This is a genomic window from Pseudomonas sp. LAMO17WK12:I10 (genome assembly GCF_900215185.1).
GTDB lineage: Bacteria > Pseudomonadota > Gammaproteobacteria > Pseudomonadales > Pseudomonadaceae > Aquipseudomonas > Aquipseudomonas chlororaphis.
The window spans coordinates 1-14447 of the sequence record NZ_OBDX01000028.1 but is presented as its reverse complement, the minus strand read 5'-3'; the positions used below and the strand labels follow the sequence as shown (position 1 = coordinate 14447).

Below are 14447 nucleotides of genomic sequence, written 5' to 3'. Positions count from 1 at the left end.
CTACACCGGGCGTTTTTTGAAAGGGGAGGTCAGACCCGGAACTGATCCATCAGGCTCTGCTGCTGGTTGGCCAGGCTGTTCAGCGACTGGCTGACCCGCGCCGATTCGTTGGCCTGCTCCGACAGCGATTCGGTGACGTCGCGAATGGTCGCCACGTTGTTGTTGATCTCCTCGGCCACCGCGCTTTGCTCTTCGGCGGCGCTGGCGATCTGCAGGTTCATGTCGCTGATCACCGTCACCGCGTCGCCGATCTGCCGCAGGGCGGTGACCGCCTGGCCGACCTGCTCGACGCTGCCCTGGGCCTGGCGATGGCTGTTGCCCATCGAACCGACCACTTCCTGGGTGCCGCTTTGCAGCTCCTCGATGACCTGGCGGGTTTCCTCCACCGACTCCTGGGTGCGCCGGGCGAGGTTGCGCACTTCGTCGGCGACCACCGCGAAACCGCGCCCCGCCTCGCCGGCGCGAGCGGCCTCGATGGCGGCGTTGAGGGCCAGCAGGTTGGTCTGCTCGGCGATGGCGCGAATCACTTCCAGCACCGAACCAATCTTTTCGCTGTTGGCGGCCAGGCCTTCGACCTGGGTCATGGCGGTGCTCATGTCGGCCGCCAGGTGATCGATGCTCGCGGTGGTGCGGTCGATCACGCTCAGGCCCTGGCGCGTGGCCTGGTCGGCATCGCGGGCGGCCTGCGCGGCCTGGGCGGCGCTGCGGGCGACGTCCTGGGCGGTGGCGCTCATCTCATGGGAAGCGGTGGCCACCTGGTCGACCTGGCGATACTGCTGCTCCATGCCGGCGCTGGTCTGGGTGGCGATGGCCGAGGACTGGTCGGCGGTGCCGCGGGCGTCCTGCACCGAGCGTTTCACCTCGGCGATGATCGGTTGCAGCTTGTCGAGGAAGCGGTTGAACCAGCCGGCCAGCTGACCCAGTTCATCTTTCTTGTCGTAGGCCAGGCGTCGGGTCAGGTCGCCTTCGCCGCTGGCGATGTCTTCCAGCATGTGCGCCACGCCGAGGATCGGCCGGGTCACGCTGCGCGCCATCAGCCACACCAGCAGCAGGCCGAGCACCGCGGCCAGCAGGCCCAGGCCCAGTTCGACCAGGGTGCCTGCCTTATTGCTCTGGTCCAGCTGGTTTTTCAGGGCTTCGGCCGGACCCACCAGGACCCGCTCCGGCACTTGTAGCAGCACGCCCCAGGGCTTGCCGTCGGGAATCGGGGTGAAGGGCGCGAGCACTTTCAGGGCGTTGTCGTTGTGCAGGCTCTGGGTCTGGGTGCTGGCCGACAGCAGGCGGATCAGTTCGCCACCGTTGGTTTTGTCCAGTTGGTCCAGGCGCTGGCTGAGCTTGCTGGCGTCGGCGCTGTAGCCGGCGAGCAGCCCGACCGGGCTGATGATGCTGACTGTGGTCTGGCCGTCGTAGAGCGCCTTGCTCGCTTGCAGGCTGACCGATTGCAGGCTGTTGAGGTTGATGTCCACCGACAGCGAGGCGATGACTTTGCCGTTCACCAGCAGCGGGAACACGATGCTGGTCATCAGCACGTTCTGGCCGTCGATCACATAGAAGTAAGGCTCGATCACACAAGGCTTGAGGGTGCTGCGCGGGCAGGTGAACCAGGCGTTGGCCGGCTGGCCGCTGGGGCCGGTGGTGGTGTCGCTCATGTCGCTTTCCGGCAGCGCCATGGCGGTCAGCTTGCCCGGGGTCGGCTGCGACCAGTAGAGGGCGAAGCGGCCCTTGTCGTTGCTGCCCAGTTCGCTCTGGCCGCTGAAGAGTTCGTCCTTGCCGTCCAGCGCGTTGGCTTCGAACACCAGCGACAGGCCGAGCAGGTCGGGGTTGGCCTGCAGCGCCGACTTCACCTGGCGGGTCAGGTCTTCGCGCAGGTCGAAGGCATCGAGGAAGCGCTTCTCGGCCTGCTCGCGCAGGAACAGTACCTGGCGCGAGAAGCCGTGGCCGTATTGATAGGCGTCCATGAATTGCTGGCGGATGCCCAGCGCCTGGACCTCGCCCTGGGCCTCGATGCGGGCCTGGGCGGCTTCGTTGAGCATCTCCATGCTCGAGGCCTTCACCAGGGCGGAGCTGTGCTCCATGCGGTACAGCGAAAGCCCCACCAGCAGGGTCACTACACCGGCCAGGCAGAGGCCGGCGAGCAGGGTGATTTTCCACTGGATGGAAAGTTGTCTGAGCGACATGGAGACGTCCTTATTCGATATTTATTTGAGACTTTGCAGCGTATCGGCCGAAGAACGGCCTTCTTTAAACGCTCGTTCGAATACCGCTCCCTGTAGCCGCTGCCGCAGGCTGCGATCGAGTGCGCAGCACTCGCAAAAAGGCACGCAATGCGACTGGCCTGGAAGACTCGATCCTCAGACCCGGCGTCCGCTGCGCGGCCGATCGCAGGCTGCGCCAGCGGCTACAAGTGACGGCGGAGCTGCCGGTGCAGGCGGTAGGCGGTCGGGCAGCGAGTGCCCGCCGGTTTTGACAAGCGTTGCCCGCTGCTGCAAAGTGCGCGCCCTCTAATAAGACCCTCCTTTTTCAATCCGGCGTCGGCAATGCTTGCCCTCTGGCCGGACTCATTCCTTTTGCGGCGTTTTCCCGCCGCAGTGCCATGAGGTAACGATGATTAATGCAGTAATTGCCGCGGTTGGCGTCATGCTGGTCCTCAGCCTGTCCCGCGTGCATGTGGTGATCGCCCTGATCGTAGGCGCGCTGGTGGGAGGGCTGACCGGTGGCCTGGGCATCGAGGCGACCCTCAAGGCCTTCAACAACGGCCTCGGCGGCGGGGCGACGGTGGCCCTGTCCTACGCCTTGCTCGGCGCCTTCGCGGTGGCGATCGCCAAGTCCGGCCTGGCCCACGCCCTGGCGGACAAGATCCTGCTGCTGGTGGACCGCCAGGACGCCAATGGCGGCGGCAACGTCAAATGGCTGCTGATCGGCCTGTTGTGGGTGGTGGCGATCGCCTCGCAGAACATCCTGCCGATCCACATCGCCTTCATCCCGCTGCTGGTGCCGCCGCTGTTGTATGTGCTGAGCAAACTGCAGCTGGACCGACGGCTGATCGCCTGCGTCATCACCTTCGGCCTGATCACCCCGTACATGTTCCTGCCGGTGGGGTTCGGCAACATCTTCCTCAACGAGATCCTGCTGGCCAACGTCGCCCGCAGCGGCGTGGACATCAGCAACATCAATGTCACCCACGCCATGGGCATTCCGGCGCTGGGCATGGTCTTTGGCCTGCTGCTGGCCTTTGTCAGCTACCGCAAGAAGCGCGTGTATGACCTGGAGCTGATCGAGAAAGTCGAGCAGGTGACGGTGCAATACAACCCGCGCACGCTGCTGGTGGCGGGCCTGGCGATTGTCGCGGCCTTTGTCATCCAGCTGTTGCTGGACTCGATGATTATCGGCGCGTTGTCCGGCTTCCTGATTTTCTCGGTGTCGGGCATCGTGCGCTGGCGCGAGACCGACGACCTGTTCACCGAAGGCATGAAGATGATGGCGATGATCGGCTTCATCATGATCGCCGCCGCCGGTTTCGCCGAAGTGATGAAGGCCACCGGCGAGGTGAAGAGCCTGGTGGAGTCCTCGGCCAGCTGGATCGGCCACAGCAAGGGCGTCGGCGCCTTGCTGATGCTGCTGGTGGGGTTGCTGGTGACCATGGGCATCGGCTCGTCGTTCTCCACCGTGCCGATCCTGGCGACCATCTTCGTGCCGCTGTGCGTGCAGCTGGGCTTCAGCCCGCTGGCCATCGTCTGCATCGTCGGCACCGCCGGCGCATTGGGCGACGCCGGCTCGCCAGCCTCGGACTCGACCCTGGGCCCGACCTCCGGCCTGAACATCGACGGCCAGCATCACCACATCTGGGACACCGTGGTCCCGACCTTCCTGCACTACAACCTGCCGTTGCTGGCGTTCGGCTGGGTGGCCGCCATGGTGCTCTGAGCCCGCCGGGTTTCAGCCGCACTGCGGTGTTCCCATCGCGAGCAAGCTTCGCTCCTACAGAAGCGTGAAGCTTGCTCGCGAAAGATCTCCAGGACGCTGCGTATCCGCAGATTCCGCTCTTCATCCTCCCGGGCTCAACTTTTGTGGCGGCGTGCCGTTAAGGCTGTATCACGCCAACAACATCAAGAGTGAACCTCCTATGCGCTTAAGTCTGAAGGGCAAAGTCCTGTCCCTCGCGGTCCTCCCGGTCCTGTTGTTTGCGCTGGTGATCAGCCTGACCACGGTCGTCATGCTCAAGGAGCAGGCGCAGAACGAGGTGGACGAGACCCGGCAGCGCCTGCTCGGCGAGGCCAAGACCACGCTGCAAAGCTATGTGGAGGTGGCCCTGAGCACCGTCAGGCCGCTCTACGACGCGGCGGCGCCCGGCGATGCTGCGGCCCGCGCCGAGGTGGTGAAGCTGCTGTCGAACATCACCTACGGCAAGGACGGTTACTTCTTCGGCTACGACTCCGAGACGGTGCGCCTGTTCAAGGGCAACAGCCCGGACGGCGTCGGCAAGAGCTTCAAGGACAACCGCGACCCCAACGGCGTGTACGTCAACCGCGAGCTGGTCAAGGTCGGCAAGGATGGCACGCATTATGTGCAGTACAGCTCGACCCAGCCGGGCAGCGACGTGCTGGTACCGAAGCTGGGCTACACCGAATACCTGCCCAAGTGGGACCTGATTGTCGGCTCCTCGGTGAACCTGGACGGCATCGACGCCCAGGTGGCCGAGGTCGAGGCCAGCGTCAACCAGCGCATGCGGGGCATGGTCCTGAGCATCATCGGCATCGCCGTGGTGGTGCTGCTGGTGATCGCCGCCATCGGCATGCTGGTGGCCAACACCATCCTGCGGCCGCTGAACCTGATGAAGCTCAACCTCGACGATATCGCCGCCGGCGAGGGCGACCTGACCCGCCGCCTGGCCATCACCAGCCAGGACGAGCTGGGCGACCTGGCCAGTTCCTTCAACCGTTTCGTCGACAAGATCCACGGCCTGGTGCGGCAGATCACCGAGATGACCGGCCAACTGACCGGCCTGGTGACCCAGGTGTCCGAACAGGCCCAGCGTTCCGAGCAGGCCATGGAGCGCCAGCGTCACGAGACCGATCAGGTGGCCACGGCGATCAACCAAATGTCCTCGGCGGCCCAGGAAGTGGCGCGCAGTGCCCAGGGCGCGGCCGTGGCGGCGCAGCAGACCGACGAGGAAGGCCAGGCGGCCAAGCGCGTGGTGGATGGCAGCATCCAGCAGATTCACGCGCTGGTCAGCGATATCCGCAGCAGCGGCACCTCCCTGGACAGCCTGCAGAAGGACGTGGCGTCGATTGTCAGCGTGCTCGACGTGATCCGTTCCATCGCCGAACAGACCAACCTGCTGGCCCTCAATGCCGCCATCGAAGCGGCGCGGGCCGGTGAGGCCGGGCGTGGCTTCGCGGTGGTGGCCGATGAGGTCAGGGCCCTGGCCAGCCGCACCCAGCAGAGCACCCAGGAAATCCAGGGCATGATCGACCGCCTGCAACAGGGCACGCGCACCGCCGTGGAGGCCATGCGCCGCTCCAGCGATGCCGGCGACGGCACTTCGCACCAGGCCAACGAAGCGGGGGCTTCGCTGGATGCCATGGCGCAACTGATCGGCACCATCAACTCGATGAACGCGCAGATCGCCAGCGCCGCGGAAGAACAGACCGCGGTGGCCGAGGAGATCAACCGCAGCGTGCACCAGATCGCGGTGGCGGTGGACAGCGTCGCCGACGAAACCCAGCTCGGCGCCCAGACCTCACGCAGCCTGGCCGACCTCGGCCAGCGCCTGGGGCAGTTGGTGGGGCAATTCCGCATCTGAGGCGTGCGGTGCCGGTGGCCGGTGTCTGATGGCTGGTGTAGCCGCTGCCGAGCTTGCGAGGCTGCGAAAAGGCCCGAAGGGTCTTGCTTGGCGGCCCACCAGTTACATCAGGGTGTTACCTACACGGCATCAGGCGCTGATATCGCGCATTAGCAGGCCAAAGCGCAGGTCCACCGGATCGGGGATCGGCAGGTACACCGTATGCCCGTCCCCCGGCGCGACCTCGATCGGCTCGCCGCGCACGTTCTGCAACTGGTGCAGGTCGAAGTGAAAGTTGCCCTTGGGTGTCATCAGTTCCATATGATCGCCCAGGGCAAAGCGGTTCTTCACCTTCACTTCCGCCAGGCGGTCGCGGCGTTCGCCGGTGAGTTCGCCGACGAACTGCTGGCGTTCCGAAACCGAGCTGCCGTTCAGGTAGTTCTGGTACTCGTCGTGCACGTGGCGGCGCAGGAAGCCTTCGGTGTAGCCACGCTGGGCCAGGGACTCCAGGTCGTTCATCAGGCTGCGGTCGAACTCGCGGCCGGCCACCGCATCGTCGATGGCCCGGCGATAGACCTGGGTGGTGCGGGCGCAATAGAAGTGCGACTTGGTGCGGCCCTCGATCTTCAATGAGTGCACGCCCATGCGCGTCAGGCGCTCGACGTGTTGCACCGCGCGCAGATCCTTGGCGTTCATGATGTAGGTGCCGTGCTCGTCCTCGAAGGCTGGCATCGCTTCGTCCGGGCGATTGGCCTCGCGCAGCAGGAACACCTGGTCGGTCGGCGCGCCCAGGCCCAGGGTCGGTTCGGGCTGGAACGGCTGGACGATCTCGCCGACGATATTCTGCGTAGCCTCCTGGGCCTGGTATTTCCAGCGGCAGGCATTGGTGCAGGTGCCCTGGTTGGCATCGCGCTTGTTCATGTAGCCCGACAGCAGGCAGCGCCCGGAATAGGCCATGCACAGCGCGCCATGGACGAATACCTCGAGCTCCATGGCCGGCACTTGCTGGCGGATTTCCTCGATCTCTTCCAGGGACAGCTCGCGGGACAGGATGATCCGGCTCAGGCCCTGTTGCTGCCAGAACTCGACGCTGGCCCAGTTCACCGTATTGGCCTGCACCGACAGGTGGATCGGCATCTGCGGGAAGTGCCGGCGCACCAGCATGATCAGCCCCGGGTCGGACATGATCAGCGCGTCCGGGGCCATGGCGATCACCGGCTCCAGATCCTTGAGGAAGGTCTTGAGCTTGGCGTTGTGCGGGGCGATGTTGACCACTACGTAGAAGCGCTTGCCCTGGGCCTGGGCCTCGCGAATGCCGAGGGCCAGGTTGGCGTGGTCGAATTCGTTGTTGCGCACCCGCAGGCTGTAGCGCGGCTGGCCGGCGTACACCGCGTCGGCGCCATAAGCGAAGGCGTAGCGCATGTTTTTCAGGGTGCCGGCGGGGGCGAGCAGTTCGGGACGGGTCAGGGGCGTCATGGCGATGGTCGATGGCAAAAGGTCGCGAGGGTAAGGCCAGGGCCAGCCGGCTGCATTGATCTGGGTCTATGCTCGACGAATAAAACAGGGCACTTGGCCGAACGCTGGCGGACTAACGTTTTAGGAGCGCTTTGCGGCGTCCTGGACCTTATTGGCGGGGAGCGGACATGAACCAGCACCTCATGCAACACAAAAGCCTGTTGCTTCTGCTGACCCTGGTGACCGTCGCCTTCATCTGGCTTCTGCTGCCCTTTTACGGCCCGGTGTTCTGGGCGGTGATTCTCGGCATCCTGTTTAACCCGCTGCAACGGCGCCTGCAACTCAAGTTCGGTTGGCCACGCACCCTGACCGCCCTGTGCACCCTGAGCATCTGCCTGGTGATCGCCATTCTGCCGGTGATCGTCATCGGCACCTTGCTGGTGCAGGAGGGCGCCAACCTCTACCAGAACATCGAAAGCGGCAAGCTGGACATTACCGGTCATCTGGATCAGCTCAAGCACAGCCTGCCGCCGTACTTCCAGCAACTGCTGGACCGTTTCGGCCTGGGTGAGCTGGAGAGCGTGCGCGAGAAGATCGTCAAGGGTGCGCTGCAAGGCAGTCAGTTCTTCGCCACCCAGGCATTCAGCGTCGGCCAGGGCACCTTCAAGTTCTTGGTGAGCTTTTTCGTGATGCTGTACCTGTTGTTCTTCTTTCTACGCGATGGCCCCGAACTGGTACGCAAGGTGCGCATTGCGTTGCCGTTGGCCGAGCACCAGAAACGCCGGCTACAGCTCAAGTTCAATCGGGTGGTGCGGGCCACGGTGAAGGGCAATGTGCTGGTGGCGATCAGCCAGGGGCTGCTGGGCGGGTTGATCTTCTGGTTTCTGGAGATTCCCAGCCCGCTGCTGTGGGCGGTGCTGATGGCCCTGCTGTCGTTGTTGCCAGCGGTGGGCGCGGCGATCGTCTGGGGCCCGGTGGCCCTGTACTTCCTGTTCAGCGGGGCGATCTGGCAAGGGGTGGTGCTGGGCTTGTACGGGGTGTTCGTGATCGGCCTGGTGGACAACGTACTGCGCCCGATCCTGGTGGGCAAGGACACCAGGATGCCGGATTACCTGATTCTGATTTCGACCCTGGGGGGCTTGGCGATCTTCGGCCTGAACGGCTTTGTCATCGGGCCATTGATCGCCGCGCTGTTCATCTCCAGCTGGGGCCTGTTCGTCGATACCCGGCCGCGGCCACAGCTGCCGTTGCCTTAGGCATGCAGGACGCGCTGCTCGATCTTTTGCGACAGGGCCTGGGCGGCGGTCAGCGAAGTGAGCGGACCGCTGACCGGCTCGCCGTCGCGCACCAGGTACCAACACGCCAGCAACCCCACTTCCCTGAGCGAGGTGGGAACGGCGCTACCGATAACGGACATGATCTGAACCTTGGGCATAAGTACCTCCATCAATCTGTGGAGTTACCTTACGGACCGGCAAGTGCTACGAAAAATCACCGCGCTCGATAGTGGACATCGATACCGGCGAAAAAAGCGCCAGCCCGATCAGTCGACGACCTGATCTAGCATGTAGACCACTTCCGGGTCGTGCAGCAGGCCCTTGCGCACCAGGTGTTCGGCCAGCAAGGCCAGGAACTTGGCGCTGCGGTGGCCTTCCAGGTGCTTGAGTTCGGTCAGGGCGCTGTACACCTTGCTCGCGGTACCCAGGGTAGGGGAGTGATGAGGGTTCTGTGTTGGCATGGGAGTCGTCCTTGTTGTTATGGGGCTGTTTTGTGGACAGATCCGATCTTGCGGACCTGACATGACATAAATATGACAGTCGTGGGCTCGCGTATACGGGCTGCCGCTGGGCAACAAACACTATTGCTGGATTGAATCGCAAAAACTGTTCCAGCAGCGACCTTTGCAAGATTTATTCAGACGTTTGGCAAAACGCAACAGGCCCCGCTGGCGAAGGCGGGGCCTGTAGGTGTGTGGTCGCCTGGCTTACCAGCGGCCGGGGCCATAGTAGTAATGGCGGGGCGGGCCGTAGTAGCCACGAGGTGGGCCGTAGTACACCGGGGCCGGGCGGTAATAGACCGGCGGGCCTTCCACGTACACCGGCTGTGGCTGGTAGTAGACCGGTGGCGGCGCGGCATAGACCGGCTGCGGCTGGACGTAGACTGGCTGCTGCACGTAGACCGGGCGGCTGTGGCTGGCGATCACCGAACCCACTACCGCGGCGCCGACCACCGCACCGACTACCGCCGGGCCACCCCAACCACCGCCACCGTGGGCGGACGCTTGACCGGCGACAGCAAGTGCACCAATGAGCAAGGCTATCTTGGGGATTTTACGCATCATGGCTATTCCTCGGTTCCGACCCCGGCGCTCGGTCTGCCATAGACGCGAGGACTGTCGCGGGGATACTTCTAAGACCGCTTTTTTCTGAAAAACTGCACAGCCGGCGGGTAAATTTTGTGTAAGGTCTGTACCGGTTTATTGACCCTCGTCCGTGGGCGGCAGGCCCGTTTTTCAGGCACGTCGATATGATCGGGCAGAACCCGATGACTGGCTAATCCCGTCTATCCGAAAGTGCGTTCCAAGGAGATCAACATGCAGATGAACCCCAACAAAGACACCCAGTTGTGTATGTCGCTGTCAGGGCGTCCGGGGAATTTCGGCTTGCGCTTTCACAATCACTTGTATGAACAGCTGGGCTTGAACTTCTACTACAAGGCCTTCAGCAGCCAGGACCTGCCAGGCGCCGTCGGCGGGATCCGCGCCTTGGGCATTCGCGGCTGTGGCGTGTCCATGCCGTTCAAGGAAGCCTGCATTGCTCTGGTGGACGAACTGGACGCCTCGGCCAGCGCGATCCAGTCGATCAACACCATCGTCAACACCAACGGCCACCTCAAGGCCTACAACACCGACTACATCGCCGTTGCCCAGTTGCTCGAACGCCACCGGATTCCCAAGGACACCCGTTTTGCCCTGCGCGGTAGCGGCGGCATGGCCAAGGCGGTGGCCAGTGCCTTGCGCGATGGTGGCTACCGCGATGGCGTGATAGTTGCCCGCAATGCCCAAGCCGGGCAGGCCCTCGCCGAATCCCTGGGCTATGCCTGGCAGGCGGAACTGGGCGAATTGCGCCCGCAGATGCTGATCAACGTCACCCCGATCGGTATGAGCGGCGGTCCCGAGGCCGACCAGCTGGCGTTCCCGGTCGAGGCGATCCAGGCCGCGCGCACGGTGTTCGACGTGGTGGCGGTGCCGGCGGAAACTCCGCTGATCCTGCGCGCCCGGGCCGAGGGCAAACAGGTGATCACCGGCCTGGAAGTGATCGCCATCCAGGCCCTGGAGCAGTTCGTGCTGTACACCGGTGTGCGCCCCAGTACCGAGCAATTCCAGCGGGCGGTGGCCTTCGCCCGGGCTTGATCGGTGGGTGGAGCCGGGCGGGTCGGTGGCGCGCGAAGCCCTGCCTATACTGGTCGCCAGCAAGCCAAGACTTGCCTCTGTTCCAGGCCACCGTGATCGAGGACCGTTATGCCACCTGCCATTCTCAATCTGGATCAGGCGGACCTTCAGCCGCTGCCTGAAGCCCTGAGCCCCACCGGCGACACCGCCGGCCGTTATGTCCAGCGCATCGCCCGCATCGGCCAGCAACTGGGCGCCCAGAAGCTCGGCTACCGGCTGATTGCCCTGGGCCCGGGGATGCGTGCCAGCCCCTTCCATAACCATCGCGTCAATGAAGAGATGTTCTACATAGTCGCCGGCGAGGGCGAGATCCGCCTCGGCGCCGAGCGTTTTGCCATCCGCGCCGGCGATGTGATCGCTTGCCCGCCGGGCGACATGGACAGCGCGCACCAGATCATCAACACCAGCCAGGGTGAGTTGCGCTACCTGGCGGTCAGCACCCAGGAAGCGCCGGATATCTGCGAATACCCGGACTCCGGCAAATATGTGGTGATGAAGGACTTCAAGATCGACGATGAGGGCAACGCCTCGGGATTCGTCGCGGTGGCGCGGCATGCGGACGGGGTGGATTACTGGGACGGGGAGTAGCGGGAAGTGTTCTGAGGCTTTACCCCGACTGCGTCGGCGATCGCAGCCTGCGGCAGCGGCTACAAGGCGCTGCCGCAGGGGCGGGGATCAGCCTTCGAGTTTCGCCAGGCGTTCTTCGAGGGCGGCGATGCGTGCTTCCAGCTCTTCGATGCGCTCCGCCGATACGCCGCTGGCCGAGCCGCGTTCCACCGGGTTCTGCCGGGCGGCGAGGATCGCCTCGATATCCGCCGGGTCGCCCAGGGCATGCATGTAGCGATCTTCGCGCTGCCCGGCCTGGCGCGGGATCAGCAACGCCAGGCCACGAGCGATCAGGCGTTCCAGTTGGTGCACCACCTGTTCGCTGTCTTCGAAATCGTGCATGCGCCCGCTGCGGGTCAGCAGTTCGTTGACGGTCTGCGGGCCGCGCAAAAACAGCAGGCCGGCCAGGGCCACCTGCGCCGGCACCAGTTCCAGCGCTTTGTCCAGGCGATGCTCCCAGCGGTCGGCGCGGCTGCCCATCACCAGGCGGGCGAAGCCGCGGTTTTCCAGGGCGCGCAGGCTCTGGCCGACCTGGCCCTGGGTGAGGTTCATCACCGGTTCGCGGCTGGTTTTCTGGTTGCAGGCGATGACCAGGGCATTGAGGGTCAGCGGATAGGTTTCCGGGCTGGTCGCCTGCTTCTCGATCAGCGATCCGAGAATGCGCAGTTCGGTGCTGCTCAGTTGCAATTGCTCGCTCAAGGTTTCTTGCTCAATGCTCATCGCGCGTTCCCTATGCTGTCGAAGGCGACTAGCCTAATCCTTGCTGGATAAAAGACAAGCCGCCGGCAGCACCCAAGCAGGTCTATAATCGCGCCAGCTTTGTTTGTGCTTTTTTCCGTCAGCCTGTCGAGATCACCATGACTATTTCCCTGTACGCCGCCTCCGTTCCTGTCTTCAAGCAAATGCTCAACGCCCTGAGCGATGTCCTGAACAAGGCCGAAGCCCACGCCACCGCCAAGAACATCGACCCGAATGCCTTCCTCCAGGCGCGCCTGTACCCGGACATGTTCCCGCTGATCCGCCAGGTGCAGATCGCCGTCGATTTCGCCAAGGGCGTATCCGCTCGCCTGGCCGAAGTCGAACTGCCGAAGTACGACGACAGCGAAACCACCTTTGCCGAGCTGCAGGCGCTGCTGGCCAAGGTCCTGGCCTTTATCGACGGCATCCAGCCAGCGCAGATCGATGGCAAGGAAGGCATCGAGATCGTCACCCGTCCGGGCACCCCGAAAGAGAAGCGCTTCAGTGGCCAGTCGTACTTGCTGAGCTACGGCCTGCCGCAGTTCTTCTTCCACGTCACCACCACCTACGCGATCCTGCGCCACAACGGCGTGGAAATCGGCAAGCGCGACTACATGGGCGCTTTCTGATGTAGTTGGGGGCCTGGCCCATAAAAAAGCCCGGCAAGGTGCGAGCCTTGCCGGGCTTTTTAGTGCGCGCTATTCGTGCAGGATCAGGCGGTCTGGCGGACCTTCTCTTCCTGGGCCATGCACGCGGCGGCGGTGAAGAGCACGTCGGTGGAGGAGTTCAGCGCGGTTTCCGCCGAGTCCTGCAGCACGCCGATGATGAAGCCGACGGCGACCACCTGCATGGCGATTTCGCTGGGGATGCCGAACAGACTGCAGGCCAGCGGAATCAACAGCAGCGAACCGCCGGCCACGCCGGAAGCGCCGCAGGCACAGATGGCGGCGACCACGCTGAGCAGCACGGCGGTGGGCAGGTCGACGGCGATACCCAGGGTATGCACGGCCGCCAGGGTCAGCACGGTGATGGTGATGGCGGCGCCGGCCATGTTGATGGTGGCGCCCAGCGGGATCGACACCGAATAGGTGTCTTCATGCAGGCCCAGGCGCTTGCTCAGTTCCAGGTTGACCGGAATGTTGGCCGCCGAACTGCGGGTGAAGAAGGCGGTGATGCCGCTTTCGCGCAGGCACATGAGCACCAGCGGGAACGGGTTGCGGCGGATCTTCCAGAACACGATCAGCGGGTTCATCACCAACGCGACGAACAGCATGCAGCCGATCAGTACCGCCAACAGGTGCATATAACCGAGCAGGGCGCCGAAGCCGGAGGTGGCCAGGGTCGAGGCCACCAGGCCGAAGATGCCCAGCGGGGCGAAGCGGATCACTACCCGCACGATCAGGGTCACGCCGTTGGACAGGTCGTCCAGCACGGTGCGGGTGGTGTTGCCGGCATGGCGGATGGCCACGCCCATGCCGATGGCCCAGGCCAGGATGCCGATGAAGTTGGCGTTCATCAGCGCGCTGACCGGGTTGTCCACCACGCTCAGCAGCAGGCTTTGCAGGACTTCGCTGATGCCGCCAGGGGCGGAGATGGCGACATCATGGGTGCTCAGCACCAGGGAGGAGGGGAACAGGCTGCTGGCGATCACCGCCACCACCGCCGCGGCGAAAGTGCCCAGCAGGTAGAGCCAGAGGATCGGGCGGATATGGGTTTCCTGGCCGTGCTTGTGGTTGGCGATGGAGGCCATGACCAGCACGAATACCAGGATCGGCGCGACGGCTTTCAGTGCCGAGACAAAGACCTTGCCGATAAAGGCGGTGGATTTCGCCAGTTCGGGGGCCAGCAGCGCCAGGGCGATACCGGCGATCAGGCCAATGACGATCTGCGTGACCAGGCTGGTGCGTTTGAGTTTTTCCAGGAGCGACGGGGGCGAAGCAGTCATAGCGGTATCTCTGATTTTTTTAATATGCCGTGCGTCGACGTGGGACGCCGTGCTGATGAGTTGCTGAAAGTACGGGGTGTTGCGGCAGGGGGCGGACTTTATCACACGAGGTTCGCCCACGGATGTGACGATCTGCCACCTGAGCCTTCCAGAGTAGCCTGCGGTTTTTTCGCCGCTACCCCAGACATGCGCGGACACATTCTGTTAGGTTCTGTACGAAAACCCTTGAAACATCGAAATGGGTAAAATCGCCGCCATCAACGGCAGGAGCCCCTGATGGCCAAGCGATACGAACTCAGCGATGCGTCCTGGGAAATGATTGAAGATCTCATCACCCAGGATCAGAAAACGGGACGCCCAAGAAACGACGACCGCTTGATGCTCAACGGCATCCTATGGGTGCTCTGCTCAGGCGCCGCATGGCGCGATATGCCTGAGCGTTTCGGCCCTTGGTCGACGGTCTATCAACG

The 14447-nt window shown here is 63.9% G+C and carries 14 protein-coding genes; 7 read left to right on the top strand and 7 right to left on the bottom strand.

The annotated features are described in order from the left end of the window. Positions 1–29 precede the first annotated feature (29 nt). Positions 30–2177, bottom strand: a complete 2148-nt coding sequence (locus tag CRO75_RS25240) for a methyl-accepting chemotaxis protein (RefSeq protein WP_097138945.1) — start codon at positions 2175–2177, stop codon at positions 30–32. Between the two features lie 430 nt (positions 2178–2607). Between CRO75_RS25240 and CRO75_RS25235 the strand changes: the two genes are divergently transcribed. Both CRO75_RS25235 and CRO75_RS25230 read left to right on the top strand, forming a co-directional pair. Further along, entirely contained in the window at positions 2608–3924 is a 1317-nt protein-coding gene (locus tag CRO75_RS25235) for a Na+/H+ antiporter family protein (protein ID WP_162096424.1), read from the top strand. A gap of 199 nt (positions 3925–4123) precedes the next feature. Next, positions 4124–5803 (top strand): methyl-accepting chemotaxis protein, encoded by a 1680-nt coding sequence (locus CRO75_RS25230; protein ID WP_097138944.1) that lies wholly within the window; start codon positions 4124–4126, stop codon positions 5801–5803. 129 nt (positions 5804–5932) lie between these two features. On the opposite strand, the gene yegQ is transcribed toward CRO75_RS25230, so the two are convergent. After that, positions 5933–7258 carry a tRNA 5-hydroxyuridine modification protein YegQ gene (yegQ, locus tag CRO75_RS25225; protein WP_097138941.1) on the bottom strand — a complete coding sequence of 442 codons (1326 nt, stop codon included), beginning with the start codon at positions 7256–7258 and terminating at the stop codon, positions 5933–5935. A 167-nt stretch (positions 7259–7425) separates the two neighbouring features. On the opposite strand from yegQ, the gene CRO75_RS25220 reads away from it, so the two are divergent. Next, positions 7426–8493 carry an AI-2E family transporter gene (locus CRO75_RS25220; protein ID WP_097138939.1) on the top strand — a complete coding sequence of 356 codons (1068 nt, stop codon included), beginning with the start codon at positions 7426–7428 and terminating at the stop codon, positions 8491–8493. Here the strand turns inward: CRO75_RS25220 and CRO75_RS25215 are convergent. The 3 genes from CRO75_RS25215 to CRO75_RS25205 form a co-directional block, all read right to left on the bottom strand. Next, positions 8490–8672, bottom strand: coding sequence for a hypothetical protein (locus CRO75_RS25215; RefSeq protein WP_062825281.1), 183 nt, complete (start codon positions 8670–8672; stop codon positions 8490–8492). The genes CRO75_RS25220 and CRO75_RS25215 overlap by 4 nt on opposite strands. Positions 8673–8780: 108 nt before the next feature. Further along, the gene (locus CRO75_RS25210) at positions 8781–8975 is read right to left on the bottom strand and encodes a hypothetical protein (protein WP_007927235.1); all 195 of its coding nucleotides are present in this window, start codon (positions 8973–8975) and stop codon (positions 8781–8783) included. A 246-nt stretch (positions 8976–9221) separates the two neighbouring features. Further along, complete coding sequence (locus tag CRO75_RS25205) at positions 9222–9578, bottom strand: hypothetical protein (protein WP_007927233.1); 357 nt, start codon at positions 9576–9578, stop codon at positions 9222–9224. A 252-nt stretch (positions 9579–9830) separates the two neighbouring features. Here CRO75_RS25205 and CRO75_RS25200 point away from each other — a divergent pair, with 252 nt between their 5' ends. After that, entirely contained in the window at positions 9831–10649 is an 819-nt protein-coding gene (locus CRO75_RS25200; RefSeq protein WP_097138937.1) for a shikimate 5-dehydrogenase, read from the top strand. A gap of 108 nt (positions 10650–10757) precedes the next feature. Then, complete coding sequence (locus tag CRO75_RS25195; RefSeq protein WP_053261901.1) at positions 10758–11276, top strand: cupin domain-containing protein; 519 nt, start codon at positions 10758–10760, stop codon at positions 11274–11276. Between the two features lie 87 nt (positions 11277–11363). On the opposite strand, the gene CRO75_RS25190 is transcribed toward CRO75_RS25195, so the two are convergent. After that, positions 11364–12014 (bottom strand): DUF480 domain-containing protein, encoded by a 651-nt coding sequence (locus CRO75_RS25190; protein ID WP_097138935.1) that lies wholly within the window; start codon positions 12012–12014, stop codon positions 11364–11366. A 137-nt stretch (positions 12015–12151) separates the two neighbouring features. Between CRO75_RS25190 and CRO75_RS25185 the strand changes: the two genes are divergently transcribed. Further along, the gene (locus CRO75_RS25185) at positions 12152–12661 is read left to right on the top strand and encodes a DUF1993 domain-containing protein (protein WP_009044660.1); all 510 of its coding nucleotides are present in this window, start codon (positions 12152–12154) and stop codon (positions 12659–12661) included. A gap of 83 nt (positions 12662–12744) precedes the next feature. On the opposite strand, the gene sstT is transcribed toward CRO75_RS25185, so the two are convergent. Further along, positions 12745–13977: a serine/threonine transporter SstT gene (sstT, locus tag CRO75_RS25180; RefSeq protein ID WP_053261898.1), complete on the bottom strand. Its 1233-nt coding sequence runs from the start codon at positions 13975–13977 to the stop codon at positions 12745–12747. Between the two features lie 276 nt (positions 13978–14253). Here sstT and CRO75_RS25175 point away from each other — a divergent pair. Next, on the top strand, positions 14254–14447 hold a 194-nt coding region (locus CRO75_RS25175; protein ID WP_143504057.1), incomplete at its 3' end, for a transposase.

Coding starts and splice junctions, on each gene's coding strand:
- CRO75_RS25240 (WP_097138945.1), bottom strand. CDS start 2,177: ATGTCGCTCAGACAACTTTCCATCCAGTGGAAAATCACCCTGCTCGCC.
- CRO75_RS25230 (WP_097138944.1), top strand. CDS start 4,124: ATGCGCTTAAGTCTGAAGGGCAAAGTCCTGTCCCTCGCGGTCCTCCCG.
- yegQ (WP_097138941.1), bottom strand. CDS start 7,258: ATGACGCCCCTGACCCGTCCCGAACTGCTCGCCCCCGCCGGCACCCTG.
- CRO75_RS25220 (WP_097138939.1), top strand. CDS start 7,426: ATGAACCAGCACCTCATGCAACACAAAAGCCTGTTGCTTCTGCTGACC.
- CRO75_RS25215 (WP_062825281.1), bottom strand. CDS start 8,672: ATGCCCAAGGTTCAGATCATGTCCGTTATCGGTAGCGCCGTTCCCACC.
- CRO75_RS25210 (WP_007927235.1), bottom strand. CDS start 8,975: ATGCCAACACAGAACCCTCATCACTCCCCTACCCTGGGTACCGCGAGC.
- CRO75_RS25205 (WP_007927233.1), bottom strand. CDS start 9,578: ATGATGCGTAAAATCCCCAAGATAGCCTTGCTCATTGGTGCACTTGCT.
- CRO75_RS25200 (WP_097138937.1), top strand. CDS start 9,831: ATGCAGATGAACCCCAACAAAGACACCCAGTTGTGTATGTCGCTGTCA.
- CRO75_RS25195 (WP_053261901.1), top strand. CDS start 10,758: ATGCCACCTGCCATTCTCAATCTGGATCAGGCGGACCTTCAGCCGCTG.
- CRO75_RS25190 (WP_097138935.1), bottom strand. CDS start 12,014: ATGAGCATTGAGCAAGAAACCTTGAGCGAGCAATTGCAACTGAGCAGC.
- CRO75_RS25185 (WP_009044660.1), top strand. CDS start 12,152: ATGACTATTTCCCTGTACGCCGCCTCCGTTCCTGTCTTCAAGCAAATG.
- sstT (WP_053261898.1), bottom strand. CDS start 13,977: ATGACTGCTTCGCCCCCGTCGCTCCTGGAAAAACTCAAACGCACCAGC.